Here is a 25,504-nt window from a genome sequence, read left to right as displayed (position 1 = left end):
TGAACAAGTAATGCCAAGGCCCGCGCGCGGCGGGCTCGCGATCAGGGCGCGGTTTTGGCCCTTGCCTGGTCCGAACGCCAGCGCCGGTACACGCGCAGCGCCACATGGGCATCGTCCGCGGCGTACAGGATCTGCTTGTCGCTCAGGCGCGGCAGGGACCAGTTGGTGGTGGTGATCTTTTTGGATTTTTGCAGCTTCTGGCCGAAAAAGCGCGCCACCGCAGTCTTGGCGCCCAGGCTGTTGCGCTCACCCTTGCGCAGTGCGTTCGACAGGTCGAGCACGTTGCTGGTGTCGATGCCGAGCTTGCTTTGGAGGCGCAGGATGTCATCCTTCAAGCCGAAACCCACCTTGAGGATGGACTTCGATTCGAGCACGGCCTTGAGCACGTCGAGCGCCGGCTTGGCGCCGATCTGGAACAGGTAAGCGACTTCGTCAGTCGCCAGCTGCACCAGATGCGGGCCGGTCGACTGTTCTCCCTTGAGGAAGGTCGGCTTCGATTCGGTATCGAAGCCGAGCACGTCCGTGGAAGAGAGCGCCGCCAGCGCCTCGGCCGCATCCTGGTCGGACTTGACCATGCGTACGTCGGCGAGCGTGATGCCGTCGTACGGCGGCAGCAGCGCGTCCGGATCGGTGATCATCGGGCCCGGAATCAACCGTTGCGCGAGAACTTGGAGGCGAGCTGGAGCAGCTTTTCCTGGCGCAGGCGGTTCGCTTCGTCCGCCTGGGCGGCGTCGCGTTCGGCTTTCTTGCGCTCGGCTTCTTTCTTGAAGCGCTGCTGCAGCGTTTCCTTGGCGTGGGTGCGGTGGATGTCAGTCACTTCCGCACCGGCCACGCCGTCGAGGTCGTAACGCACCGTGGCTTTTTCCATTGCGCGCAGGTAGCGCAGGGAACCCGTGTGGATGCCCAGCGCGGCGCGCATGGTCTTGCGGTCGAGGCCGGGAACGCGCGCCAGCAGCTGCTTGTCGATGCCGATGGCCAGCGGCAGGCAGTCGCGGAAAGCGGGGAACTGTTGTTGCAATTGCTTGAGCAGGGAGCGCGCGCTTTGCGCGGGTGCCGGAGCCGGGGTCGGCGCGGTGACGGGAACGTCCGCGGACTCGGCGGCAAGACTAGTTGTATTCATTGACTTCATTGTAAGAGCTGGAACCGGAAGGATAGCATGCGACCATAGGCGCGTGCGCGGATTTTATTCGCTGTGGACCTATCCGCAGATGTGCGGATGACCCGGAAATCGTGTATGATCCACCTCTTGCCCTGCGCGCGGGTTGACGAAGCGCAGAAGGTTCAGTCAGTAGGAAGAGGGCGTCACGGCACCGGCGGTGTGGCAAGGGATTATATTCCTGGCTTATATCTGGTATTCGATATATCAATTATCGCGATATCTCGCATTGGTGCATAATAGTGACTGTCTACTCTATTCTTCATCTGAAAATAGATTCAAGCCCGTTTTGCCACGGGCTTTTTTTCGTTCCGCCATGCACAGCGCCATTTTGATCATAGCACACGCACCACTGCACCCCCGCACGGGGCACGCCCGCCAGGGCCATCGATGCATACGGTCGTGCTTGCAATTCGGCTACATCGCCCTTAGCTAGGGCCATCCTGATACACGTTCCATCGAGCGCGGTACGCCGGGCTCGGGTGGATTATTGACTGGAGTTTTAATGAAGAACACCGCTAAGACCTTAACCCTGACCGCCACCAAAGCGCCGCGTAAAAGCAGCGCTCAACTGGCTGTACCGAAAACCGCGACCTCCTACTTCCTCGAAACGGAAGCGGCGGCCAAGGTCACGGTGGTCAAGAAGGGTTCGCGCCTGGCCGCGGTGATGGCTGCCGCCGATCCGGTCGAGCAGGTCGAAGTGGGCATGCCCGCCGAAACCCTGCAGGACGCAGTATCGTACTCCGCCGACGCGTACTCCGCCGACTCCGCGCCTGCGGACGCTGCCGCCGTGCCTGTTGTCGTGCGCAAGCGCTCCAAGCTGGCCGTGCGTCCCGATCTGGCTGCCGAAGTGCATGCCGAGCTGGTGCCGGGCATGAAAGTGGCGCCGAAAGCGCGCACCGCCGTCAAGAAAATGGATCCGGAACCGACCATGATCCTGACCGCCGGCCAGGCCGTCAGCCAGACCACCGACGCCGCCGCGCTGGCCGCGATCGATACGTCCGGCTACCTGCTGCCATCGGTCAAGGTACCGGGCCGCCGTGGCCGCAAGCCTAGCGAATTCACGCCCGAGAACGACGAAGTCGCCGCGCTCAACGCAGTTGAACGCGCCGAACTGAAAGCCGTTTCGAAAGCCAAGGAACGCAAGGCCAAGGGTGGCGTGAACGGCATGCTGGCGGCCGACCCGAAAGCCTCGGAAGCGGATATGGAACGGCGCCGCCAGCAGATCAAGAACCTGATCAACATGGGCAAGGAGCGCGGCTACCTGACCTATGCCGAGATCAACGATCAGCTGCCGGAAAACATCATCGATCCGGAAGCGGTCGAAGGCATCATCGCCACCTTCAACGACATGGGCATCGCCGTCTACGAGCGCGCGCCCGACGCTGAAATGATGCTGCTGACCGACACGGTCGCCACCGCCACCAGCGACGATGAAGTCGAAGCGGCTGCGGCCACGGCGCTGTCGACGGTCGATTCCGACTTCGGCCGCACCACCGACCCGGTCCGTATGTACATGCGTGAAATGGGCGCGGTGGCGCTGCTCACGCGCGAAGGCGAGATCGAAATCGCCAAGCGTATCGAAGGCGGCCTGAAAGACATGGTCCAGGCCATTTCCGCTTGCCCGACCACGATCGCCGAAATCATCGCGCTGTCGCACAAGATCGCCAACGACGACCTCAAGGTCGACGAAGTGGTCGATGGCTTCGTGGACCACAACGAGAGCTCGGCCCCGGCCGCGCCCGTGGTGCACGCCGCGCCATCGGAAGATGACGAGGAAGAGGAAGAAGAAGTCGAGGAAGAAGACGGCGACGCGAATGGCGGCGCGGCCGGCTTCTCGGCCGAACAGCTGGTCCAGCTGCGCAAGAACGCGCTCGACAAGTTCAAGATCATCGAAGTCGAATTCGACAAGATGGCCAAGGCCTTCGAGAAGGAAGGCTACGGCACCAAGAACTACGTCAAGGCGCAGGAAGTCATTTCCAACGAGCTGCTGGGCATCCGCTTCACCGCCAAGGTCGTCGAGAAGCTGTGCGACACCCTGCGCGGCCAGATGGATGAAGTGCGGCATATCGAAAAAGCCGTGCTGGCGATCTGCGTGGACCGCTGCGGCATGCCGCGCGCCCACTTCATCAAGGTGTTCCCGGGCAACGAGACGGACCTGGCCTGGGTCGACCGCGAAGTCGACTGCGCTTATCCGTACAGCGTGGTGCTGAGCCGTAATGTACCGGCGATCAAGGAACTGCAACAGCGCATGATCGACCTGCAGGCACGCGTGGCGCTGCCGCTGGCCGACCTGCGCAAGATTAACAAGCAGATGGCCGCCGGCGAAAAGCGTGCGCGCCACGCCAAGCGCGAAATGACGGTTGCCAACTTGCGTCTGGTGATTTCGATTGCCAAGAAGTACATCAACCGTGGCCTGCAATTCCTCGATCTGATCCAGGAAGGCAATATCGGCCTGTTGAAAGCGGTCGACAAGTTCGAGTACCGCCGCGGCTACAAGTTCTCCACGTATGCCACCTGGTGGATTCGCCAGGCCATCACGCGTTCGATCGCCGACATGGCGCGCACCATCCGCGTGCCGGTGCACATGATCGAAACGATCAACAAGATGAACCGCATTTCGCGTCAAATCATGCAGGAAACGGGCAGCGAGCCGGACCTGGCGACCCTGGCCTTGAAGATGGAAATGCCGGAGAACAAGGTTCGCGAGATCATGAAGATCGCGAAAGAGCCGATTTCGATGGAAACGCCGATGGGCGAGGATGGCGATTCGCAACTGGGCGACTTCATCGAAGACAATGCGACCCTGGCGCCACTGGATGCCGCATTGCACGCCTCGATGCGCAATGTGATCAAGGAAGTGCTCGATTCGCTGACCCCGCGCGAGGCAAAAGTGTTGCGTATGCGCTACGGTGTTGAAATGTCGAACGACCACACGCTGGAAGAAGTGGGCAAGCAGTTCGACGTGACGCGCGAGCGGATTCGCCAGATCGAAGCGAAGGCCATGAGCAAGCTGCGCCAGCCATCGCGTTCGGACAAGCTCAAGAGCTTCCTGCACAACCATTAAGGTACGTTTTCCGTGTCGGCCCTTGGCCGCTGCGGCAGCAAAAAACCGTGTCCATCCTTCGGGGTGCGCACGGTTTTTTTACGTTCTTGCCAAAGCTTCTCGCGCGCGCGGTCAGCGTCGCCTTTTCCTGCGAACGTCGCTGCACCCAGCCCAGCCCAGCCCAGCCCAGCCCCGTCGCTCCCGCGAAGGCGGGAGTCCAAGTTCGATACCCATGTGCTGCTTGGCGCGCATAAAGGCATTCCGGAAACCATCCCCAACGATCCCGAGATAGAAACCTGGCTCTGGCGTCCCCCTTTTCGGCCGCAAGGCGATACCACTGGAGCGCGATCTTATGATTGGCTGGCACCCCGTACCCACCGGGTACAGATACCCCAGCCGCCTTGCCGACGCCACGCCGCCTGCGTTGGCCTTGGCGGTCAGTTCGCGCTGGACCGTCGCGTAGTCCTGAACCATTAAAGCCGATTCGCCTGCGCTCCGGCGGGAGAGGGCCTGGCCGGCGGACAGGAACAGTGAGAGAGGTCGATCATAGTGTCGCCCTAGGTTCAAGCCGGGACGCAAGAATATTTGTGGGCCTATTACCCGAAATCATGGATTGATGGTTACTATGTTGAGCTTCACCTTAACCCCACAGATCGATGCCTATGCCACACACTAGCCCATCCGCGCCACACTCCCGCCGCGTCACACCGCTTGGTGCGCTGCTGGCGGCAGCCTCACTCTATGCGCTGGCGCTGGCGCCGGCGGCCATGGCGGAGACGACCATGAAATGGGCGGCCGCCGCGTTTAGCGTCAAGGATCAGCAACCGGTGGACGGTGTCGAATTTACGTTCGAGTTGACCGATACCCGCTCAGGTCTCAAGACGCTCAGAAACTGCGTCACGCCCGCCGATGGCGTGTGTTCGCTGACCGTGCCGGCGTCGAGCAGCTTCTTTGCCGGCAAAGCCAACATGAACGCCGTGGTGACGTATAAGAAGGCAGGATTTCAGGACACGGCACACATCAGCTGGAAGGATACCGACAAAGGCAAGACGGCTTTCTTCATGCTCACCCCCGTCGGCTATGCTGAGGAACAGTCCCAGGCTGCGTTGATGCGCGAACAAGAGCAGGCGCGTGCCTCAGCGGCGGCCCAGCTGGCACGGGCCGAGCGCAGCCGGCGCATAGCCAGCGCGCACGAGGCCGCAGCGGTCGTCTGCAAGAACAAGGCGCAGTGCGACAAGGTCTTTGCGCTGGCCGAGATCTATGTCAGCGAGCACTCCGCGACCAAGATCCAGACGGCGACGGCGACCACCATCACCACCTACAACCCGACTTCGGCCGAGCGGGCGTCGCTCAACGCGCGCCGGCTGCCGGGCAAGGGGGACAGCTCGACGGTTTCGCTGCAGGCGCTCTGCAAGGATGAGCTGCTTTACCCCTCCGATGCGTGCGTGGATGGCGCGATCGCGACGTTGAACGGCTTCGCCGGGTATGTGCAATCGATGCTCAAAAACTGATGAACGGCATGGGTGGTCGAGGAGACAGCGTTCTCAAGCGACTCGTACTATGAACTGAAAAGTACAAGCGATGCGGCATGGCAAGACGAATGGCATTCATTCGAAAGCGCGCTCAAAACTGAGGCGCGCTACTTCAGTTGCAAGGCAGCCGCGCAGTTCGCTTCAATTTTTTGAAATCTGGATGAGCTTCGACCGATGTATCACGAAGCATATGGCGTGTGAGCGTTGTGGCCTCAGCTCTCAATCGTTTCCAACGAGATCGACCAAGCGGCTTCACCGTGTCTGTCATAAGGCACCGCATTTTGGTTTGATCCTGAGACCAGATTAGCGCACTTCTGGTGCTTATCGCCTTGTTGAATAGGGTATGCGTGCATTGCCCCGAACCCTGGGCGGGTGTGATGCCCCCAAAGTGCACTTCCTGGCACTGCCGTGCGTAATGCCGATGACATCGGTGGTGTTTCCTGACGATCACTGCGAACGCAGCCACAGGCGGCTCAATGAACTTGGGGGGGCGCATGCGTTCCCGCCTTCGCGGGAGTGACGGTAGAGGCGGAGCAACGGTGGGAAGTGACGGTGTAAGCGGGACCAACACCCAAAAAAATGCGCATCCGGAAGTCCGGACGCGCAAACAGGGGTAGTCGATAAAGCAGGCCGAACCTGTCGCGCCTGCGCTATCTGCTTTCATTGTACATACGTTTTTGCAGCGACCTCATCGAAATATTATATTTTTTGAATTGTTGTATTCACGCCAATCCAGCTTCCGTCGCATGGCTTTCCAGCGGAATCATCATGGCCAGGGTGGTTCCGCCGCCCGGCCGGCTGTCGATCACCATCTGCCCGCCGAACACATCGACCCGCTCACGGATGCCGCGCAGCCCGAACGAGGCCACCTTGGCTGCATCTCCCGGTCCCATGCCCACGCCATTGTCGACGATGGTAATGGTCAGGTATTCCACACCGATGTCCAGCCCCACCTCCACATGGGTCGCTTTCGCGTGCCGCAAGATATTGAGCAGGCACTCCTGGATGATGCGGAAAATGACTTCGGTACGATGACTGTCCGGCGGCGGTCCTTCGCCCTCGCTCACGCTCAGCGAGGTGGCAATCCCGCTGCGTTTCTCGAACTGCTGCACCAGCCACTCGGCGGCCGCCGGCAAGCCCAGTTCCAGGGTGCTTGGATGCAGGTCGTTCATGATCGCGCGCACCGAGCGGATGGTCAGGTCGATGGTGTCGAGCACGTCGCCGACCTTGCGCTTGAGCAGGGGATGGCGCTGGCCGGCGCGCGCGTGCAGCATTTCCACGTCGAGCTTGAGTGCCATCAGGTTTTGCCCCAGCTCGTCGTGGATGCCCTTGGCGATGCGCTTGCGTTCTTCTTCCTTGATCGTTTCAAGATGGGAACTGAGCTGGCGCAGCTCGCGGAACGATTCGGCCAGCGCATGTTCGGCCATCTGGCGCTCGGCCACTTCGATGCGCAACTGGGTGTTGCTGTGCTCCAGTTCGGCCGTGCGCATGCGGATGCGCACTTCCAGCCCGATCTGTACCGCCGCCAGTTCCAGCTCGGCCGCCTTGCGTTCGGTGATGTCGGTCAGCATCAGCAACGTGCCCTCGGCCACGCCTTCGTCGCCCAGCATCGGGCGCCCGCTGACGATGGCCCAGCCGATGCTGCCGTCCACCCGGCGGTACGACAGGTCGTAGGTGCAGCCGACATGGGCGGCGTCGGCGCTGATCATTTCGTCCAGGTCACGGCGCGGATTGTCGCCCAGGAAGTCTTTCATCGGCAGCCCCCTCATGCGGCCCGGCGTGGTGCCGAACATCTGGGCCAGGCGGGCATTGGCAAAGGTGGTGCTCGATTCGCCATCGAGCGTCCAGACCCCTTCGTGGGCGGTGTCGATGAAGTGGCGGTAGCGGCTCTGGGCGGTGTTGCGCGCCATGGCCAGCGCGCGGATGCGCAGGCTGACCACGAGGGCGGTGCCGGCCAGCGCAATGGTGAGGGAAAACAGCCAGCGCGGTACGGCGTGCGCGTCGCTCAGGGCAATCAGCGCCACCACCGACGCCAGGATCAGGACGATGGCGGCTACGGTCAGGCAAAGCGACTCCACGCTCCACGTTTTCATGCGCACCCCCCCTCGTGTTTCAGTCAGGTTGTCGGTCGGTTCATTCTATGCCAGCTTTTGGGAAACAGCATTATTTGTATTCGACAAGCGAATCAGGCGTATGCCTGGTGCATGGCAGGCCCGGCGCGTTGGAAAATTGCATAGAGGAAAGTTGTTGATTGCTCAAAAGGGGTTTGCTGCCAAACTTCACGGCGCATCCCCCTTCCACGCCAACCAGAGCCAGATTGCCACCATGATTCCACGTCCGCTTTACGTCGCCCTGATCCTCGCCGCTGCCCATGGCGCAGCTCACGCCCAGGTCATCAAGTGCAAGGACGCCAGCGGCCGCACGAGCTATCAATGTACGCCTTGCGCCCCGGAGCAGGGGGCGCGCGAGCAGAAAATGGCGGCGCCCGCGCAGAAGGCGGCCAGCGCCGCCGCGCCGAACAAGGAGCCGGTGTCGTCCGGGCAGGCGGACCTGGCGGCCGTCAACGAACGCATGCGGGTGCGCATGTGCGAGATCTATCGCAAGAATGTGAGTGTGCTGAAGGATTCTGAAAAAATGATTGTCCCTGATGGCAAAGGGGCCTTGCAGGTGGCCGATGCCAGGCGCCGGGCGGCGGAGATCGCGCAGGCCGAGCAACGCGTCGCCGAGAACTGCAAGTGACAAGCGGGCGGCGCGCCAAGGCGGCGCGCCAAGGCGGCGCGCCGCCCGGGGCAGGCGCTTAACCCGTATTGCGCAGGCCGGCGGCCACGCCGTTGATCGACAGGTGGATGCCGCGGTGGACCCGTTCGTCGACCTTGCCCGGTTCGCCCGACAGCGCGCGGTGGCGGTGGATCAGCTCGACCTGCAAGTGATTGAGCGGATCGAGGTAGGCGAAGCGGTTCTGGATCGAGCGCGCCAGCAGCGGGTTGCCGGCCAGGCGTTCATGGGCGCCGGTGATCATCTCCAGGCAGCGCAAGGTGGTGCCGTGTTCGGCCGCAATGCGCTTGAAGATGCGCTCGCGCAGTTCCACGTCGGCCACCAGGCCGGCGTAACGCGAGGCGATCGCCAGGTCGGTCTTGGCCAGCACCATGTCCATGTTCGACAGCAGCGTGGCGAAGAACGGCCACTCCTTGAACATGGCTTGCAGGGTCGCGATTTTTTCTTCGCGCTCGCCTTCCTCGATCCATTGCGTGATGGCCGAGCCGAAGCCGTACCAGCCCGGCAGCAGCAGGCGGCACTGGCCCCATGAGAAGCCCCAGGGAATGGCGCGCAAGTCTTCGATGCGCTTGGTCGACTTGCGCGAGGCCGGACGCGAACCGAGATTGAGTTCGGCGATTTCGGCGATCGGCGTGGCCGAGAAGAAGTAGTCGGTGAAGCCCGGCGTTTCGTAGACCAGGTTGCGGTAAGCCTTGTAGGCGCGTTCGGACAGGCCGGCCATGATGGCTTCGAAGCCGGCCAGCTGCTTGGCCTTGGCGCCTTCGGCGGCGTGCGGCATCAGGCTCGCTTCGAGCGTGGCGGCGACCAGCAGCTCCAGGTTGCGGCGGCCGATTTCGGCGTTCGAGAACTTGGAGGCGATGATTTCGCCCTGCTCGGTCAGGCGGATCTGGCCATTCACGGTGCCCGGCGGCTGCGCCAGGATCGCTTCGTAGCTTGGACCGCCGCCGCGTCCGACCGTGCCGCCCCGGCCATGGAACAGGCGCAGCTTGACGCCGGCATCAAGGAACACCTTGACCAGGTGGATTTCAGCCTTGTACAGCTCCCAGTTGGAGGTCAGGAAGCCGCCATCCTTGTTCGAGTCCGAGTAGCCGAGCATGACTTCCTGCAGCTGGCCCTGGTGCGCGATCAGTTCCTTGACCAGCGGCAGCGCCATCCACTCGTTCATGATGCCGGCCGCGCGCTGCAGGTCGGGAATGGTCTCGAACAGCGGGATGACCATGGCGTCGAGCTGCTTCTCGCGTGTTCGCAAGAGCCCCGTTTCCTTTTGCAGCAGCAGCACTTCGAGCAGGTCGGACACGGTTTCGGTGTGCGAGATGATGTAGTTGCGGATCGCGCGCTTGCCGTAGCGCTGGCGGATATCCTTGGCCGCGCGCAGGATCGCCAGTTCGGACGCGGTTTCGTCGCTCAATTCGGCGTACGGCGAATACAGCAGGCGCGGTTGCGCCAGTTCGGCCAGCAGCAGCTGCACCTTTTGTTCTTCGGTAAGCTGGGTGTAGTCGGCTTCGACGCCGGCGCCGGCAAACAGCTCGGCTAGCACGCGTTCGTGCACGTCGGAGGTCTGGCGCATGTCGAGCGAGGCCAGATGGAAGCCGAAGATGGCGGCGGCGCGCTGCACCGTGGACAGGCGCGGGCGGACCAGGAGCGTGCCGTGGTTGGCGCGCAGCGAGTCGGCCAGCACTTGCAGGTCGGTGCAGAATTCGGTGGCGTCCAGGTAGGGCGCGGCGTGCCCGACTTCCTTGCGCAGGATGTTGGTCGCGCCCAGCGCGCGCGCGCTGGCGGCCAGGCGCGCGTAGATGCCGATCAGGGCGCGCCGGTATGGCTCGTCGCTGCGGTGCGGCGACTGGTCGGGCGAGGCGTCGGCCAGCGCTTGCAGGGCCGGGCTGGCGCCCACCATCAGGGTCGAAATCGACAGTTCGGCGCCGAGCGCGTGCACTTCGTCGAGGTAGAAGTCGAGGATGGTGGTGGCTTGGCGCACCAGCGCGTGCTGCATGGTGCCGGCGTTGACGTTCGGGTTGCCATCGCGGTCGCCGCCGATCCAGCTGCCCATCTGCACATACGAGTTGTCGTTGTCGGGCGCCGCGCCGTCGGGATAGTGTGCGGCGATTTCTTCTTCGATGTCGTCGTACAGGCCGGGCAGCTCGCGCAGGAAGGTGATGCGGTAGTAGGACAGGGCGTTATCGATTTCGTCGGCCACGGTCAGCTTGGAATAGCGCAGCATGCGCGTCTGCCACAAGGTCGCGATGCGCGCGTGCAGCAGGTGCATATTGGCCACGCGCTCGCGCGGGGTGAGCGGCAGGTCGCGTTCGGCCAGCAGGCGCGCGATGTCATGCTCGGCGTCGAGAATGCTCTTGCGCTGCACTTCGGTCGGGTGGGCCGTCAGGACCGGCGCGATCAGGGCGTCGCCGAAAAAGGTGCGCACGGTGTCGCTGCCCACGCCGGCCGCTTTCAGCTTGGACAGCGCGAAGCTCACGCTGCCCTGCTGCGGCGCCGAGCCGGCCAGCAGGTGGGCGCGGCGGCGGCGGATGTGGTGCTGGTCCTCGGCGATGTTGGCCAGGTGCGAAAAATACGAAAACGCGCGCACCACCGAAATGGTTTGCTCGCGCGTGAGCTTGTGCAGCAGGGCGGTCAGGTCCTGGCCGGCCTGGGCGTCGTCTTCGCGCCGGAAACGCACCGCAGTCTGGCGGATGGTCTCGACGACGTCGAACACGGCTTCGCCTTCCTGGTCGCGCAGCACGTCACCGAGCAGGCGGCCGAGCAGGCGGATATCTTCTTTCAGCGGAGCGTCCTTGTCGAGGACTGGAGGGTTTTCTTGTGCAGCGGATGAATTTACCATGTTGGACCACAGAGTGAAAGTTGGTGCAAAGGCTTCTGGCCAGGTTCTGCAAAGGGGACGCATGATAAAATTTGTGATCTTATGCAGGCGCCGATGACTGCCATAACCGGTTTGAGGTTTTACGACAGTGAAAGAATCCGTTTTGAAAGCAACTGAATTGAACCAGCAGCCCTCCAAGCTCATTATCGCTTCGCGCGAAAGCCGGCTCGCCATGTGGCAGGCCGAGCATGTCCGCGCGCAATTGGCTTTATTATATCCGCAGTGCAGCATCGAGATTCTCGGAATGACGACGCGCGGCGACCAGATCCTCGACCGCACTTTATCAAAGGTCGGCGGCAAGGGCTTGTTCGTCAAGGAGCTGGAGGTGGCGATGGCCGAAGGGCGCGCCGACCTGGCCGTGCATTCGCTCAAGGATGTGCCGATGGACTTGCCGGAAGGTTTCGAACTGGCCGCCGTGCTGGAACGCGAAGACCCGCGCGACGCCTTTGTGTCGAACGATTTCGGCAGCCTGGACGAGCTGCCGCCGGGCGCGGTGGTGGGCACCAGCAGCCTGCGGCGCCAGTCGCTGATCGCGGCGCGCCATCCGCACCTGGTGATCAAGCCGCTGCGCGGCAATCTCGATACGCGCCTGGGCAAGCTCGATCGCGGCGAGTATGCCGCCATCATCCTGGCCGCCGCCGGTCTCAAGCGCCTCGGTTTGCCCGAGCGCATCCGCTCGCTGCTGGACCCCGAGCACTCGCTGCCGGCGGCCGGACAGGGCGCGATGGCGATTGAAATCGTCTCCAGCCGCACCGATGGCGTCGACCTGCGTGCCGTGCTGGCGCCGCTGAACCATTTGCCGACCGCGCAACGCGTGGCGGCCGAACGCAAGGTGTCGAAAGTGTTCGGCGGCAGTTGCCAGATTCCGCTGGCGGCGTTCGCCACCATCGACGACGGCGTGATGCACTTGCGCGCCATGGTCGCCACGCCGGACGGCAAGCGCAGCGCGCATGCCGAGCTGCGCGGCCCGGCCGACGATCCGGAGCTGCTGGGCCAGCAGGTGTCGGACTTGCTCGACAACCAGGATGCGCGCGCGATCCTGGCCGCCTGCAAGGTCGATGCCGGCGCCGATGCCTGACGCGGTCATCATCACGCGCCCGCTGGCGCAGGCCGGCGCCCTGGCCGCGCAGGTGAGGGCGCTCGGGCGCGAGGCGGTGCTGCTGCCGCTGCTCGAGATAGCGGCGCTGGACGACCAGGGGCCGCTCAAGGCGGCGCTGGCCGGCATGCACGATTGCGCCATGGTGGCGTTTGTGTCGCCCAACGCGATCGATGCCGCGTTTGCCCACATCAGCGTGTGGCCGACCTGGGTGACCCTGGCGGTGCTGGGCGAGGGTAGCCGCGCCGCGCTGGAACGGCATGGCATCAACGACCATACGGCGACCATCGTCAGCCCGCGCGATCCAGCCCGCAGCGACTCGGAAAACCTGCTTGAGACGCTCGACCTGGCGGCCCTGGCCGGCCAGAAAGTGCTGATCGTGCGCGGCGAGAGCGGGCGCGAACTGATGGCCGATGGCTTGCGCGCGGCCGGTGTGCTGGTCACCACCGTGGCCGCTTACCGGCGCCATGTGCCGGTGCTGACCCCGGAACTGGCGCAGCAGCTGCGCGTGCTGATGGAAGGCGACAACGACTGGATCATCACCAGTTCCGAGGCGCTGCGCGGACTGGTGGCGCTGGTGCGGGAGATGGACGATCCCGCCCTTGTGGAAAAAATGCAACAACAGCATCTGATCGTGCCGCATGCCCGTATTGCCGAAACGGCAAGCACGCTGGGCCTGTGCCGTTTGACGCTGTGCGGATCAGGCGACGAACGTCTGCTTGCCGCGTTACAATCACGAGCATGAACGAATTGCCTACATTACCTGAACACAGTGCAGCGCCCGGCGCTGCTCCCCATGCCGACCAATACAGTGCACCAGCGGGGGCGCGCGCGCGCTCGTCCGGTGGCGACAGCATGACTGAAATCCTGCAGCGTCCGATGACGGTGGTGGTGATCCTGCTGGCGCTGCTGCTGGCCGCGCACGCCTGGTCGACGCGCAGCAACCTGCTCAAGCTGCGCATGGAAATGGCCAACCGCCTGCAAAAGGGCGAAGTGGTCAATACCGAAACCAGCACCCTGGTGCGCACGGTGCAGGACCAGACCAAGGATTTGCAGGCCAAGGTCAGCCTGCTGGAAAACCGCCAGGTCGAAGCCCAGAGCCAGCAATTGGCGCTGGAACAGCTGTACCAGGATTTGTCGAAGAACCGCGACGAATGGGCGCTGGCTGAAATCGAGCAGGTACTGTCGACCGCCAGCCAGCAGCTGCAACTGGCCGGCAATGTGCAGGGCGCGCTGATCGCGCTGCAAAACGCCGACCGTTCGCTGTCGCGCTCGGACAAGCCGCAATTCATCACGATCCGGCGCGCGATTGCGGCCGATATCGACAAGCTCAAGGCCCTGCCGGCGCTGGACCTGACCGGCGTGGCGCTGCGCCTGGACAATGTGATTACCCAGGTTAATACCCTGCCGATGCTGGCCGACGAAAAACCAGCCCTGCCGGCCAAGCCGGTCAAGGTGGCGGCCGCCCCGGTGGCGCCGAAAGCGGGCGCCGCGCCGGCCACGGCAGCGGCCCCGGCGCCGGTCAAGGACTCGATGCTGGTGCGGGTGCAGGACGTGTGGCAGAGCTGGACCGGCGAAATGTGGGATGAAATGCGCCAGCTGATCCGGGTGCGCCGCGTCGATACGCCGGAAGCGCTGATGCTGTCGCCCTCGGAAACCTATTTTGTGCGCGAAAACGTCAAGCTGCGCCTGCTGAATGCACGCATGGCGCTGCTGGCGCGCAATGAAGTGGCTTTCCGCAACGACCTGGTGGCGGCGCAAGATGCCCTCGCCAAGTATTTCGACACGCGCGCCGGCACCACCCAGGCTGCGCAAGCGCTGCTGCGCCAGGTCCAGGCCAGCAACCTCGCCATCGAGATGCCGTCCCTGTCCGACAGCCTGAACGCCGTGCGCAACTACAAAGCGAAGCCATAACATGCGTCTTCTTCTCTGGTTAGTCGCGCTGATGGCCGCGGCCATCGGCATTGCCGTGACGGCACGCTTCAATCCGGGCAACGTGGTGTTTTTCTACCCGCCGCACCGGATCGACATGTCGCTCAATTTCTTCGTGGTGGTGGTGGTACTGCTGTTCATCGTCATGTACGCCTTGCTGCGCGCGCTGCGCGCCACGGTCGGCATGCCGGGCCGGGTCGCCGCCTACCGCCAGCGCAAACGCGAGCGCGATGGCAACAAGGGCTTGCGCGATGCGCTCAAGGCCCTGTTCGAGGGCCGCTTCGGGCACGCCGAAAAAGCCGCTATCCGGGCCGCCGAACTGCCGGAAAACGCCGGCATTGCGGCCCTGATCGGCGCCCGCGCCGCGCACCGCATGCGCCAGGGCGCGCGGCGCGACAACTGGCTGGCCGGCGTGGTGCATGACAATTCGCTGAAAACCGCGCGCCTGATGACGATGACCGAACTGCTGGTCGACGACCACCAGCCGCAGGCGGCGCTCGACGCCGTGGCCGAACTCAATGCCAGCGGTACGCGCCACATCCACGCGCTGCAATGGTCGATGAAGGCGCACCAGCAAGCCAAGAACTGGCCGGAAGTGCTGCGCCTGGTGCGTTCGCTCGACAAGCACAAGGCGCTGCATCCGGCCCTGTCGGCGCGCCTGCGCGAACTGGCCTACGACGCCTTGCTGTCCGATAGTTCGCACGATGCCGAATCGATCCTGCGGGTGTGGTCCACCGTGCCGAGCGCCGACCGGGTCAAGCCGTACGTGGCGGCGCGCGCGGCGGCGGCCCTGAATGCACGCGGCCTGCACGATGAAGCGCGCGCCAGCGCCGAGGAAGCGCTGCGCGCCGACTGGGACGACCGCGTGGTGCGGGCTTACCGCGATGCGGCGGCGCAGGCCGGTTCGCCGGCGCTGCTGGCCCAGATCGAGCATTGCGAAACCTGGATGAAGCAGCGCCCGACCGATGCCGAACTGGCGCTGACGCTCGGTTCGCTGTGCCTGAAGCAGAAACTGTGGGGCAAGGCCCAGCGCTATCTGGAACAGGCCCTGTCGGACGCGACCGAGCCGCGCATGGTGCGCGAGGCGCACCTGAAGCTGGCGCAGATGCACGAAGCGCTTGGCCAGCAGGAAGAGGCGAATGCGCATTTCAGGCAGTGCGCGCTGGCCAGTATTTTGTAGGCCTTGCGGTTGACCGAAGGCCGCTTGTTCAGTCGATACGGCGAATTCGTCGCCCGCGCAAGGCGGTCCCGGGTGGCGAACTCCGCAGTCAACGGCTGAACGACGAACTTGGGCCCCCGCCTGCGCGGGGGCGACGGTTTGGAGGTCGGCGGTACTGTGTGGTTCGCCGATTTTTGTGCGTTCGCCGGGCGTTTCCGGGCGTCGCCGCCGGTTTCCTGGGCGTCGCCGACCGATTCCTGAGCGTTTTCGACCGATTCCTGGGCGTTCCCGGCCGATTCCTGAGCGTCCCCGGCCGATTCCCGGGCGCCTTGAGCCGATTTCGTGGGCCTCTCCAAGCGATTTCGTGCCCGCTTCCAAGCGATTTCCTGCTCTCCTCCAGCCGATTTCCGGTGGCACGACAGCCGATCCTGCCGAGCAAGGCGCGCGACTGCGCTTGCTGCAATGCACAAGCCCGCGTGAAACTTCGTTATAATGTCGGCCATTGACCCCCTCAGCAATCTAAGGATATCCCATGAGTTTGAATAAAGTCTCCGCCGGCCGCGATGTGCCGAATGATTTCAACGTGATCATCGAAATCCCGATGAATGCCGATCCGATCAAGTACGAAGTGGACAAGGAATCGGGCGCGATTTTCGTCGACCGTTTCATGGGCACCGCCATGCACTACCCGTGCAACTACGGTTACGTGCCGAACACGATCGCCGACGACGGCGACCCGTGCGATGTGCTGGTCATCACCCCGTTCCCGCTGATTCCTGGCGTCGTGGTACGTTGCCGCGCCATCGGCGTGCTGAAAATGACCGACGAAGCCGGCGGCGACGCCAAGGTGCTGGCGGTTCCTGTCGATAAGATCTTGCCGATCTATAAACACTGGCAAAAGCCGGAAGACATGAACGAACTGCGCCTGCAGCAGATCCAGCACTTCTTCGAGCACTACAAAGACCTGGAGCCAGGCAAGTGGGTCAAGGTCGAAGGCTGGGGTGGTCCTGAGGATGCCAAGGCAGAGATCATGAACGGCATCGCCGCGTTCGACAAAGACAAAGCCGCCAAGGCGTAAGCCTTTCAGCGCGTGGCCAATGGCAGCGAGCTGCCATTGGCCACGGCTGCGGTGGTATCCGACGCGCTCCCCAGGGAGCGCGTCGTGCGTTTACAGCCCGGTTTTCAGCAGTTGCGCATGCTTCACCAGCTGCGCATGCTTCACCAGCCGCGCATGCTGCACCAGTCCCGCATGCTGCACCAGCCGCGCTTGCTTCACCAGCTCCGCATGCGCGCACCGCGCATTGAGCAGCGGGGCAATCACCAGCCTATATCCTGCAGCAACGGGTACGTCAGGTCGTGCGGCGGGATGACGTCGTGCAGAAGGTCGGTGTTGATGGCCGGCTCCATCAGCTGGTTCGGCCTGGTATCGACGGAATAGTGCGACACCGACGAGCCCGGCGAATATTCTTCCGGACTGTACATGCGTATCCGCCTGACCAGGTCGGTGCCGGCCAGTTTGTCGGGATTGAGGCCGAGGCTGGCCGTCACGCCCGACGAGGTGCGCGAACGACGGAGCATGACCGACTTGAGTTGCTCGCCAGTCGCCTTGTCGATGCGCACGGCGGGAATGCGCACGGCCGGGTCGATGCCGCCCAGCGGGCTGACGGGGTCGCTCGTGTTTTCCATCACCACCATGCCGCGCGCGCCCGCGTTCTGCAAGATGCGGGCCTTGGTCACGAAGGTGCAGGCGCCACGGTCGACCAGGGCGATGTTGCCCCGGACCGCCAGCGCGTTGGCGGGACTGAGCGGGGTGCAGGCCAGGCCGCTGCCACTGGCCTGGTCGACCACCGGCATCAATTCGCCCGCTACCGCGTTTTGCCCCAGTTGCGGCCCGAACGAGGCCTCGCCCACGTCATGGCTGCCGCCGGCCTTGCCCGCAGCCATGCCGCTGACCATCAGGTTGGGCTGGGCGGCGAGCACCTGCGCCGTGACTTTGTAGACGCGTTCGCCGTTCCACGACAGGGTAGCGCCGCCAATGGCCGAGCGGCGGCGCTCGTCATCTTTCATGTTGATCCAGGCTTTGTTATTCCGGGTATCGATCAGGAAATAATCCCAGATCGATGGGATGCCAAGGAAGAACTCGCCGGTGCTCTCGTCGGTGAAGTTCTGGAAGCCCAGGCCATGCGCCAGTTCGTGCAGCAGTACCGCCACCAGGTCGATCTGGTCGCCCGCCTTGCGGTCCAGCCCCAGGTAAAAGCCGGAGCCGGGCATGCAGTCGGGAAACAAGCCGAGGCGCGAGTTGAAACGCGCGCGGATATGCGCTTCGCCCGGCGTGGCCAAGTCGGTGCGGGCCAGCTTGCTCGCCAGCGCACCCGGATACCAGGTGTTCGCCTTGGGTGCGTTGGGGAAGTCGGCAAACACTTCCAGCGCACCCGCCGAGCCGAGCACCGCGCCATCGGCGTTGCACGGCAGCGGCTCGAACGAGGCGGCCACCCGCACCGGGGCCGGGCTGGTGATGGTGCGGCCCCAGATGTCCGCCGCCTGCTGGAACGCGATGAGGCGTTGGGCGCCCAGCGTGCGCCCGCTGTTGCCCCCGACCGGCTGTACCGGCGTGGGATCGTTGAAGCCGATGTTGGGCGCGTTGGTATTGACGATCGTGATGGTGGCGGCCGCGTGGGCGCCACCGATGGCGCAGCAGGACAAGGCCAGAGCCAGGGCGGCGGCGGCCTGCCGCAGGAGGGGACGCTCATTGCTCATTGCTGTGCTCCTCCACGGGTGCCGCATGCTCGTGGACGGCGTGCCGCGCGGCGGCTTCGCCTTCCACGCAGCGCTGGACCAGCTTGCCGTCGGCCGTGCGCGAGACGACCGAATACACCACGCCGCGCCCGCCCAGGGGCGCGCTGCGGGTACCGTCGGCACGCACCCGGACCTGCGGCTGGGGATGCGCGATCTGTGGCTGCACCAGGCTGCCGTCCATGGCGCGCAGCTCGGCCGCGGTGGCCGGGCGCAGTTGCCCGGTTTGCTTGTCGCGCACCACGGCCATGCCGTCCGTTTGCGCTGCGACCGTGGCCGCCGTCGAGAAGGCAGCCAGCGCGCAGCAGGTGATCAGAGTTTTACTCAACATGTCGGAAGTCTCCTGGTTTCGTTCATTGTTAACTGCCGTCGGCGCAGCAATGCCAGACTGCCCACCCCGACCAGCAGCATCAGCCAGGTGCCAGGTTCGGGCACCGTAGTGACTAAGACAGCGTCAAGGCCGATATAGTTCGCCGCCGAGGCGTCGCCAACGTAACGAAAGGCGAAACGGCCCTGGCCGTTATAGTCGATGCTGGAAATGACCTGTTGCCACACCGTGGGATAGTCTGCAATGCCGCCGAGAATGCCGAGCACGGTATTGAAGCCGCCGGGGTCGCTGCCGCCGCCAGGGGAAAAGCGCACTTCGAGCGTGTCGCCAAAGCCGGACGCGCTGGCCGAGCGCGTGAAAAACGAGAGTTCGCTGGGGCCGATCAGGGTCACGACCGGGGTGATCAGCCAGTTGTCGATGCTGCCCATGCCGTTTTGCGCGCTCAGGTAATTGGCCGCGATATAGGAGGAGGGCGGACCCGAGGGAGCCGGAAAGACGCCGGGGTTGCCTTGCGACCAAGGCTGGCCCGGCGGGACGCTGTTGTTGGTGAAGGCCCAGTTGTTGAGGGTGCCGATATCGTTGAAGTTTTCGTTGATGACTACGATGGGTTCGATGGCGTGCGACGCAGCGGGCAGCGCGGCGGCCACGGCGAAGGCCGCCGTGGCAAGCAGGGTAGGAGGTAGTTTCATCGTCGTTCTTTCAGCAGTTGCCAGCAGGATGGCACTTCCACGCGCTCTGGCAGGCAGCGAGGCCACGGTTCATCCCATGATAGGAGTGGAACAGGCGCCAGCATTGATGTGTGCTTAATGTGCGAAGCAGATTGAAGGGCAATTGCAGGGAACGTCATCGAAGATGCGCGGCGAAGCGGGTTCAACCGGCGAGGGATGGGGTGGAACTGCACGTCCCCGGCGCGGCGGGGACGTGCGCGGGAATGTTCAGTTACCGGCTGGCCGTGCAGCAAGCTTTCGCAAACGCAGTTTCCCCACGATGCCGACAGGGAAAAAGTAGATCGACAGCACGAACAGCACGCCCAGCCACAGCATCCAGCGGTCGGGATGCAGCGCCTGCGCCAGCAAGGGCACGCCTTGCAGGGCGGCCGAACCCTCGGCCATCAGCGCCTTGAGGTAATTCTGCGCAATGATGAACAGGGTCGCGCCGACCACCGCGCCATACATGGTGCCCATGCCGCCGATCACCACGATCAGCAGGATGTCGGTCATCACCTCGAAGCCGAGCATGGTTTTCGGCCCCACGTAGTGCAGCCACAGCGCCATCAGCGCGCCGGCCAGGGCTGCCACCAGCGCCGCCAGCACGTTGGCCCAGATCCGGTACAGCACCGTGCGGTAGCCCAGCGCCTCGGCGCGGAATTCGTTTTCGCGGATCGCTTGCAGCACCCGGCCGAACGGCGAATTGACCAGCCGCAGCAGGAACAGGAATAGCAGCAGGCAGCCGCCGAACACGATGTAGTAGGTAATCAGCTTGCCATCGATGGCGCGCCCGAACAGGTCGGACTCGAACAGGCGAAAGCCCGGCGTGAGCAATTCCGGCACGCTGAAGGTCTTGCCGTCCTCGCCGCCGGTCAGGTCGGACAGTTGCGAGGCCAGTACGGCAAACGAGGAGGCCACCGCGAGCGTGATCATGGCGTAGAAAATGGCGCGCACGCGCAGCGCGAACAAGCCCACCACCAGGGCCAGCACCAGCGTCAGCAGCAGGGCCAGCAGCAGGCCGGTGAAGGCCGCGCCCCAGGTCGGCTCGCCGCTCGCCAGCCCCAGCCCGACCCCGTACGCGCCGATGCCGAAGAACATGGTGTGGGCGAAGGAAACGATGCCGGTGTAGCCGAGCAGCAAGTCGTAGGAAGCCACCAGCACGATGTAGATGCAGATGGTGGCGGCGGTGTTGAGCGGACGCGCGCCGCTGGTGAGAAATGGCGCCAGCGCCAGTCCCAGCAGGATCAGCAGCAGGGTGGCGGACAAGGCCCGGCTGCGCGGCAAGTCGCCGGATAATAATTGATTGAGCATCGTGCTTCCTTAACGCCTCAGGTTGGAATACAGGCCGGCCGGGCGCCATAGCAAGATGGCGATCATCAGCGCGATGTGCGACACCAGCGCGAACTTGGGCGCCAGGAAGCCGGCATAGTTGGCCACCAGCGCCATCAGCAGCGCGCCGATGAAGCAGCCGCCGACCGAGCCCAGCCCGCCGATGATGATGACGATAAAAATCATCACCATGATTTCGCCACCCATGGCCGCGTTCAGGGTTTCCTTGTACAGCCCCCACAGCACGCCGCCCAGGCCGGCCAGCGCCGAACCGGCCGCGAACACGGCCACGAACAGGCGCCGGATGCGGTAGCCCATGGCCTCGACCATCTCGCGGTTTTCGACGCCGGCGCGGATCAGCAGGCCGATCTTGGTGCGGTTGAGCACCAGGAACATGGCCACGAACACCAGCAGGCCGATCACGACCGCCACCAGCCGGTATTTCTCGACCGCCGCGTCGCCCAGCATCACGGCCCCGCGCAGGCTGGCCGGCAGCGGCAGGGGAATCTGCTCGGCGCCCCAGATCACGTTGATCAGCTGCTCGGCCACGATCATGCCGCCCATGGTGATCAGGATTTGCTTGAGATGCTGGCCGTACACGGGCGCGATGATGATGCGCTCGAAGGCCCAGCCGAGCAGCGCGGTGGCGAGCATGGCCACCGTGATCGCCAGGCCCAGCACGCCCAGGTTGATCAGCAGCGAATCGACCTCGAGCCAGCCGCGCATGGGAATCAACACCATGGTGGCGGCGTAGGCGCCGACCGAGACGAAGGCGCCGTGGCCGAAGTTGAGCACGTCCATCAGCCCGAACACGAGCGTCAGGCCGCTGGCCATGATGAAGATCATCATGCCCATCGCCAGGCCGGCGATGGTCAGGGTGACCCAGGTGGGAAAGCTGCCCACCAGCGGCAGCATGAGCAGGATCAGCGCCGGCACCAGCAGCAGCGGCGCGAGGTCGCGCCTGGCGGCCGGCAAGGGCGCGTCGGCCGGGGCAGCCGGGACGGCGGGCAGCGCGGTGGCGGCGCTCACCGGAGGCGATTTGGTGGTCACGTGACGGGTCTCCGTTTTCATGATGGATGCAGGTTCATTGATGGGAGCTCAGTGCCAGCCCGAGCAGGCGTTGCTGCAAGTCCTCGTTCTCGACCAGCTCGCGCATGGCGCCGGCGTGGACCACGCGCCCGTCATCCATCACCGACACCGTGTCGCCCAGGTGCTTGACGAAGCTGAAATTCTGCTCGACCAGCAGGATGGTGGTGTCGGTCTGCTTGAGTTCGCGGAAGGCGGCGATCAGGCTCTGGATGATGGCCGGGGCCAGGCCCTTGGTCGGCTCGTCGATCAGCAGCAGCTTGCGCGGTTCGACGATGGCGCGCGCGATCGCCACCATCTGCTTTTGCCCGCCGGACAGGTTGCCGGCCGGGTAATGCCAGAATTTCTTGAGTGCCGGAAAGAAGCCGAAAATCCACTCGACCCGCTGCTCGTCGAGCGGCCCGCTGCGCGCGGCCAGGTAGAGGTTGTCGCGCACGGTCAGGTCGGAAAACACGGCCATCGATTCGGGCACGTAGGCGATGCCGAGGCGGGCGATGTCGGGCGTGGGCAGGGCGGCGATGTCGTGCCCGTCGAAGCGCACCGTGCCGGCGCTGGCTTTCCACAAGCCCATGATGGTGCGCAAGGTGGTGGTCTTGCCGGCGCCGTTGCGTCCCAGCAGCACCGACAGGCCGCCGCGCGGCACCGTCAGGTCCACCCCTTGCAGGATGTGGTACTCGCCGATGTGGGTGTGGACCCCGCTCAGCTGGAGGAGTGGTTCAGGCATGGCTTCACGCATGTTCGGGCGTCCCCAGATAAGCTTCCTGGACGATGGCCGAGGCCATCACCTCGGCCGGATTGCCGTCGGCGACCAGGGCGCCGTTGTGCAGGACGATGATGCGGTCGGCCAGCGAGCGCACCACGTCCATCTTGTGTTCGACCAGCAAGATGGTCTTGTTGCGCTCGGCCTTGACCTGGTGGATCAGGTCGAGCACGACCGGCACTTCGTCCACGCTCATGCCGGCGGTCGGTTCGTCGAACATCATCACCGTCGGTTCCAGCGCCAGCAAGATCGCCACTTCCAGCTTGCGCTTGTCGCCGTGCGACAGGGCCGCCACGCGCGTGTCGCGGCGGCCGGCCATGGCGACCCGCTCCAGGTAATAGTCGGCGCGCACGATCAGGTCGCTGTGGCTGGACCAGCGCGAAAACATGTTCATGCCGATGCGCGCCCGGCTTTGCACCGCCAGGCGCACGTTTTCGGCCACCGTCAGGTGCGGGAACAGGTTAGTCAGCTGGAAGGCGCGCCCGATGCCGAGTGCGGTGCGTTTGGCCGCGCCGTGGCGGGTGATGTCGGCGCCATCGAGCAAGACCGTGCCCGATGTGGCCGGCAGCTGGCCCGACATCAGGTTGAAGTAGGTGGTCTTGCCGGCGCCGTTGGGGCCGACAATCACGGTCAGGGTGCCGGGATAGAAATCGGCGCTGACCTTGTCGACCGCCACGTGCCCGCCGAAGCGGATGGAAAGGTCGCGCGTCGACAGCGACGGCATGGCCGCCGGCGTCATCGCTTGTTCCTCACCGGAAGCGGCATCTCGCTGGCCGGGATTTCGCGCACCAGTTCCAGCAAGTCCCACTCGTTCTTCTGGTCTTTCTTGATGCGGAAGTGGTACATCGGCTGCAGCGCCTGGTGGTCTTCCTTGCGGAAGCTCATCTTGCCCTTGGGCGTCTCGAAGTCCATGCCTTCCATGGCCGTGATTAGTTTCTCGGTATCGCCCGAGTTGGCCTTGGTCAATGCCGTGACCACCGCGCTGGCCGCCGCGAAACCGCCGGCGGTGAACATGTCGGGCGGGGCCTTGAAGCGCTTGCTGTGTTCAGCCACGAACCAGTCGTTCATCTTGTTTTTCGGGAAGCCGTGATAGTAATAGATGGTGCCCTGGGTGCCGGCGAAGTTCTTCCAGGTTTTCATCACCGGCAAGATGTTGCCGCCGGGCGCCAGATTGACACCGTAGCGCTCGGGCTTCATGTCGGCCAGCTTGTTCATCGGGTTCGGCCCGGCCCAGACGATTTGCAGCAGGCGCGGCTGCGGCTTGTCCTTCAGGGCGTCGAAGATGCGCTGGGCCGGCGCGGTGAAGTCGCTGGTGGCCTGGGGCGCATATTCCTCGTGCACCACCTGGGCCTTGCTGCCGGTCGCCGCCAGCGCTTCGCGCCCGGCCTTGACCGCATCCTTGCCGAAGGCGTAGTCCTGCGCCAAAAAGGCCACGCTGCCGGCCTTGAGGGTGCTGGCGGCGGCCAGCGCATCTTGCATCGAGCTGCGCGCGGTGCGGAAAATGTAGCGGTTCCATTTGTCGCCGGTGATGGCGTCGGCCACGGCCGGCTCGACGATCAGGATTTTCTTGTATTCCAGCGCCACCGGCAGCATGGCAATCGCCGAGCCGGACGAGGTGGTGCCGACCGCGATATCGGCCTTGTCGTCGCCGTAGGCTTCGGCCAGCAGGGTGCGTCCCAGGTCGGGCTTGCCCTGGTCATCCTTGACGATCACCTTGAGCTTGCGCCCGTTGATTTCCATCTTGCCGCCGGTGAGGTACTCCAGGCCCATCATGAAGCCGGTTTCGGTTTCCTTGGCATAGGTTTCGAGGATCCCGGTCTTGCCCGCGATAAGGGCGATTTTCAGGTCGGGCGCGGCCATGGCCGGCGCTGCCAGGGTGGTCGCGAGGGTGGCCAGGACGGCGGCTGCCAGGGTGTTGAGTTTGTACATCGTGTCTCCTCTTGGGAATGCTGCTTTATACTTATGTGGTGGGGCTGATACGGTTCAGTCTACCTGGCTCAGGAAGCGTTCGATCGCTTGCCGGGCCGGGGCTTCGGTCAGCATCGGCGCGTGGCCGACGCCGGGCACTTCGGCGTACTGCATGCGCGGCGCGGCGCGCTGCATGTAGCTGGCCTGCTCCTGCTCGACCAGGTCGGACAGGCTGCCGCGCACCAGCAGGGTGGGGCGGTTGCGCGCCAGGCGCCGGAACGCCAGGCGCGACATCCACGACGATGGTTTGAGCTTGCCGGTTTGCAGGGGCAGGGCGATATTGGGGTCGTAGTGCAGCACCAGCTGGCCGGCATCGTTTTCGCTGAACGCGCGGCGGGCCCACTTGTTCCACTCGGCCATGTCGTTCGATGGAAAGGCGGGCTGGTTGATGTCGCGCATGTACTCGGCCGCCTGTTCCCACGTTCCCATGGTGGCGCCCTTGCCGGCATAGGTGGCGATGCGCGACAAGCCTTTTTGCGAGATCACCGGGCCGACATCGTTGAGCACGGCGGCGGCGATCAGGTTCAGGCGGCGCAGGGCCAAGGTCATGGTGATGATGCCGCCCATCGAGGTGCCGACGAACACGGCGCGCTCGATGCCCAGGTCGTGCGCCAGCTTGATCACGTCGCCCGCGTAGACCGCCGGGTTGTAGTGGGCCGGGTCGGGGTCGCGCGCGGACTGGCCGCGCCCGCGCACGTCGAGCGCCAGCACGCGCCGGCCCTGGCTGGCGATCCATGGCGCCAGCTCGTCGAAGTCGCCCGAGTTGCGCGTCAGCCCATGGATGCAGATGACGGGCAAGCGCGCCGGCCCGCTGTGGCCCGGATAGTCGCGCGCGTACAGGGTCAGGCCGTCGTCGCTGGTGTAGCTGACGTCGTTGAACTGCCTGGCCGCGCCCGCTGCGTCAATGGCGTGGAGCTGGCGGGTGGCCTGCGCGCCATCCTGTTCGTGTACGTGTACTCCCATGC

General features: G+C 64.4%; 22 protein-coding genes. 8 read left to right on the top strand and 14 right to left on the bottom strand.

Annotated features, from left to right (window positions below):
* Positions 1 to 41 precede the first annotated feature (41 nt).
* Complete coding sequence (locus tag PO883_RS21510; protein WP_289311560.1) at positions 42 to 638, bottom strand: 3'-5' exonuclease; 597 nt, start codon at positions 636 to 638, stop codon at positions 42 to 44.
* 11 nt (positions 639 to 649) lie between these two features.
* Positions 650 to 1,120, bottom strand: coding sequence for a ProQ/FinO family protein (locus PO883_RS21505; protein ID WP_289311559.1), 471 nt, complete (start codon positions 1,118 to 1,120; stop codon positions 650 to 652).
* 541 nt (positions 1,121 to 1,661) lie between these two features.
* Between PO883_RS21505 and rpoD the strand changes: the two genes are divergently transcribed.
* On the top strand, positions 1,662 to 4,223 hold the full coding sequence (gene rpoD, locus PO883_RS21500) for an RNA polymerase sigma factor RpoD (protein WP_289311558.1): 2,562 nt from the start codon (positions 1,662 to 1,664) through the stop codon (positions 4,221 to 4,223).
* 761 nt (positions 4,224 to 4,984) lie between these two features.
* Complete coding sequence (locus tag PO883_RS21495; RefSeq protein WP_289311557.1) at positions 4,985 to 5,713, top strand: hypothetical protein; 729 nt, start codon at positions 4,985 to 4,987, stop codon at positions 5,711 to 5,713.
* A 743-nt stretch (positions 5,714 to 6,456) separates the two neighbouring features.
* Here PO883_RS21495 and PO883_RS21490 read toward each other — a convergent pair.
* Positions 6,457 to 7,827 carry a PAS domain-containing sensor histidine kinase gene (locus PO883_RS21490; protein ID WP_289311556.1) on the bottom strand — a complete coding sequence of 457 codons (1,371 nt, stop codon included), beginning with the start codon at positions 7,825 to 7,827 and terminating at the stop codon, positions 6,457 to 6,459.
* Between the two features lie 151 nt (positions 7,828 to 7,978).
* Between PO883_RS21490 and PO883_RS21485 the strand changes: the two genes are divergently transcribed.
* On the top strand, positions 7,979 to 8,473 hold the full coding sequence (locus PO883_RS21485; RefSeq protein WP_289311555.1) for a DUF4124 domain-containing protein: 495 nt from the start codon (positions 7,979 to 7,981) through the stop codon (positions 8,471 to 8,473).
* A gap of 58 nt (positions 8,474 to 8,531) precedes the next feature.
* Here PO883_RS21485 and ppc read toward each other — a convergent pair whose 3' ends face one another.
* On the bottom strand, positions 8,532 to 11,342 hold the full coding sequence (gene ppc, locus PO883_RS21480; RefSeq protein WP_289311554.1) for a phosphoenolpyruvate carboxylase: 2,811 nt from the start codon (positions 11,340 to 11,342) through the stop codon (positions 8,532 to 8,534).
* 142 nt (positions 11,343 to 11,484) lie between these two features.
* Between ppc and hemC the strand changes: the two genes are divergently transcribed.
* The 5 genes from hemC to ppa all read left to right on the top strand — a co-directional run bounded on the left by hemC (position 11,485) and on the right by ppa (position 16,646).
* Positions 11,485 to 12,459 (top strand): hydroxymethylbilane synthase, encoded by a 975-nt coding sequence (hemC, locus tag PO883_RS21475; RefSeq protein ID WP_289311553.1) that lies wholly within the window; start codon positions 11,485 to 11,487, stop codon positions 12,457 to 12,459.
* Complete coding sequence (locus PO883_RS21470; protein WP_289311552.1) at positions 12,452 to 13,222, top strand: uroporphyrinogen-III synthase; 771 nt, start codon at positions 12,452 to 12,454, stop codon at positions 13,220 to 13,222. Before hemC ends, PO883_RS21470 begins: the two co-directional genes overlap by 8 nt.
* A gap of 110 nt (positions 13,223 to 13,332) precedes the next feature.
* Positions 13,333 to 14,391, top strand: a complete 1,059-nt coding sequence (locus PO883_RS21465; protein WP_373890093.1) for a uroporphyrinogen-III C-methyltransferase — start codon at positions 13,333 to 13,335, stop codon at positions 14,389 to 14,391.
* 1 nt (position 14,392) lies between these two features.
* Positions 14,393 to 15,589, top strand: a complete 1,197-nt coding sequence (locus tag PO883_RS21460; protein WP_289311550.1) for a heme biosynthesis protein HemY — start codon at positions 14,393 to 14,395, stop codon at positions 15,587 to 15,589.
* A gap of 511 nt (positions 15,590 to 16,100) precedes the next feature.
* A complete protein-coding gene (gene ppa / locus PO883_RS21455) occupies positions 16,101 to 16,646 on the top strand; it encodes an inorganic diphosphatase (protein ID WP_054263314.1) in 546 nt (181 codons plus the stop codon).
* Between the two features lie 90 nt (positions 16,647 to 16,736).
* Here ppa and PO883_RS21450 read toward each other — a convergent pair whose 3' ends face one another.
* The 10 genes from PO883_RS21450 to PO883_RS21405 all read right to left on the bottom strand — a co-directional run bounded on the left by PO883_RS21450 (position 16,737) and on the right by PO883_RS21405 (position 25,502).
* Positions 16,737 to 16,889: a hypothetical protein gene (locus tag PO883_RS21450; protein WP_289311549.1), complete on the bottom strand. Its 153-nt coding sequence runs from the start codon at positions 16,887 to 16,889 to the stop codon at positions 16,737 to 16,739.
* Positions 16,886 to 18,325 (bottom strand): PA domain-containing protein, encoded by a 1,440-nt coding sequence (locus PO883_RS21445; protein ID WP_289311548.1) that lies wholly within the window; start codon positions 18,323 to 18,325, stop codon positions 16,886 to 16,888. Before PO883_RS21445 ends, PO883_RS21450 begins: the two co-directional genes overlap by 4 nt.
* Positions 18,315 to 18,692, bottom strand: coding sequence for a post-PEP-CTERM-1 domain-containing protein (locus tag PO883_RS21440; RefSeq protein WP_289311547.1), 378 nt, complete (start codon positions 18,690 to 18,692; stop codon positions 18,315 to 18,317). The genes PO883_RS21445 and PO883_RS21440 overlap by 11 nt, the downstream gene beginning before the upstream one ends.
* Complete coding sequence (locus tag PO883_RS21435) at positions 18,686 to 19,378, bottom strand: choice-of-anchor J family PEP-CTERM protein (RefSeq protein WP_289311546.1); 693 nt, start codon at positions 19,376 to 19,378, stop codon at positions 18,686 to 18,688. Before PO883_RS21435 ends, PO883_RS21440 begins: the two co-directional genes overlap by 7 nt.
* Before the next feature lie 246 nt (positions 19,379 to 19,624).
* The gene (locus PO883_RS21430; protein ID WP_289311545.1) at positions 19,625 to 20,707 is read right to left on the bottom strand and encodes a branched-chain amino acid ABC transporter permease; all 1,083 of its coding nucleotides are present in this window, start codon (positions 20,705 to 20,707) and stop codon (positions 19,625 to 19,627) included.
* A gap of 9 nt (positions 20,708 to 20,716) precedes the next feature.
* Positions 20,717 to 21,754 carry a branched-chain amino acid ABC transporter permease gene (locus PO883_RS21425; RefSeq protein WP_289311583.1) on the bottom strand — a complete coding sequence of 346 codons (1,038 nt, stop codon included), beginning with the start codon at positions 21,752 to 21,754 and terminating at the stop codon, positions 20,717 to 20,719.
* A 55-nt stretch (positions 21,755 to 21,809) separates the two neighbouring features.
* Positions 21,810 to 22,535: an ABC transporter ATP-binding protein gene (locus PO883_RS21420; RefSeq protein WP_289311544.1), complete on the bottom strand. Its 726-nt coding sequence runs from the start codon at positions 22,533 to 22,535 to the stop codon at positions 21,810 to 21,812.
* Positions 22,536 to 22,539: 4 nt separating this feature from the next.
* On the bottom strand, positions 22,540 to 23,310 hold the full coding sequence (locus PO883_RS21415) for an ABC transporter ATP-binding protein (protein ID WP_289311543.1): 771 nt from the start codon (positions 23,308 to 23,310) through the stop codon (positions 22,540 to 22,542).
* Complete coding sequence (locus PO883_RS21410) at positions 23,307 to 24,500, bottom strand: substrate-binding domain-containing protein (RefSeq protein WP_289311542.1); 1,194 nt, start codon at positions 24,498 to 24,500, stop codon at positions 23,307 to 23,309. The genes PO883_RS21415 and PO883_RS21410 overlap by 4 nt, the downstream gene beginning before the upstream one ends.
* Positions 24,501 to 24,554: 54 nt before the next feature.
* The gene (locus PO883_RS21405) at positions 24,555 to 25,502 is read right to left on the bottom strand and encodes an alpha/beta fold hydrolase (RefSeq protein ID WP_289311541.1); all 948 of its coding nucleotides are present in this window, start codon (positions 25,500 to 25,502) and stop codon (positions 24,555 to 24,557) included.
* Positions 25,503 to 25,504: the final 2 nt, after the last annotated feature.

The organism is Massilia sp. DJPM01, from assembly GCF_030348125.1.
Classification (GTDB): Bacteria; Pseudomonadota; Gammaproteobacteria; order Burkholderiales; family Burkholderiaceae_D; genus Telluria_A; species Telluria_A frigida.
The sequence above is the reverse complement of the archived record's forward strand: the minus strand, read 5'-3'. Positions and strand labels throughout refer to the sequence as shown.

Excerpts from the sequence above, each read along its gene's own strand:
- PO883_RS21510 (WP_289311560.1), bottom strand. The coding sequence starts at position 638 with ATGATCACCGATCCGGACGCGCTGCTGCCGCCGTACGACGGCATCACG.
- PO883_RS21505 (WP_289311559.1), bottom strand. The coding sequence starts at position 1,120 with ATGAATACAACTAGTCTTGCCGCCGAGTCCGCGGACGTTCCCGTCACC.
- rpoD (WP_289311558.1), top strand. The coding sequence starts at position 1,662 with ATGAAGAACACCGCTAAGACCTTAACCCTGACCGCCACCAAAGCGCCG.
- PO883_RS21495 (WP_289311557.1), top strand. The coding sequence starts at position 4,985 with ATGAAATGGGCGGCCGCCGCGTTTAGCGTCAAGGATCAGCAACCGGTG.
- PO883_RS21490 (WP_289311556.1), bottom strand. The coding sequence starts at position 7,827 with ATGAAAACGTGGAGCGTGGAGTCGCTTTGCCTGACCGTAGCCGCCATC.
- ppc (WP_289311554.1), bottom strand. The coding sequence starts at position 11,342 with ATGGTAAATTCATCCGCTGCACAAGAAAACCCTCCAGTCCTCGACAAG.
- PO883_RS21470 (WP_289311552.1), top strand. The coding sequence starts at position 12,452 with ATGCCTGACGCGGTCATCATCACGCGCCCGCTGGCGCAGGCCGGCGCC.
- PO883_RS21465 (WP_373890093.1), top strand. The coding sequence starts at position 13,333 with ATGACTGAAATCCTGCAGCGTCCGATGACGGTGGTGGTGATCCTGCTG.
- PO883_RS21460 (WP_289311550.1), top strand. The coding sequence starts at position 14,393 with ATGCGTCTTCTTCTCTGGTTAGTCGCGCTGATGGCCGCGGCCATCGGC.
- ppa (WP_054263314.1), top strand. The coding sequence starts at position 16,101 with ATGAGTTTGAATAAAGTCTCCGCCGGCCGCGATGTGCCGAATGATTTC.
- PO883_RS21445 (WP_289311548.1), bottom strand. The coding sequence starts at position 18,325 with ATGAGCAATGAGCGTCCCCTCCTGCGGCAGGCCGCCGCCGCCCTGGCT.
- PO883_RS21440 (WP_289311547.1), bottom strand. The coding sequence starts at position 18,692 with ATGTTGAGTAAAACTCTGATCACCTGCTGCGCGCTGGCTGCCTTCTCG.
- PO883_RS21435 (WP_289311546.1), bottom strand. The coding sequence starts at position 19,378 with ATGAAACTACCTCCTACCCTGCTTGCCACGGCGGCCTTCGCCGTGGCC.
- PO883_RS21430 (WP_289311545.1), bottom strand. The coding sequence starts at position 20,707 with ATGCTCAATCAATTATTATCCGGCGACTTGCCGCGCAGCCGGGCCTTG.
- PO883_RS21420 (WP_289311544.1), bottom strand. The coding sequence starts at position 22,535 with ATGCCTGAACCACTCCTCCAGCTGAGCGGGGTCCACACCCACATCGGC.
- PO883_RS21415 (WP_289311543.1), bottom strand. The coding sequence starts at position 23,310 with ATGACGCCGGCGGCCATGCCGTCGCTGTCGACGCGCGACCTTTCCATC.
- PO883_RS21410 (WP_289311542.1), bottom strand. The coding sequence starts at position 24,500 with ATGTACAAACTCAACACCCTGGCAGCCGCCGTCCTGGCCACCCTCGCG.
- PO883_RS21405 (WP_289311541.1), bottom strand. The coding sequence starts at position 25,502 with ATGGGAGTACACGTACACGAACAGGATGGCGCGCAGGCCACCCGCCAG.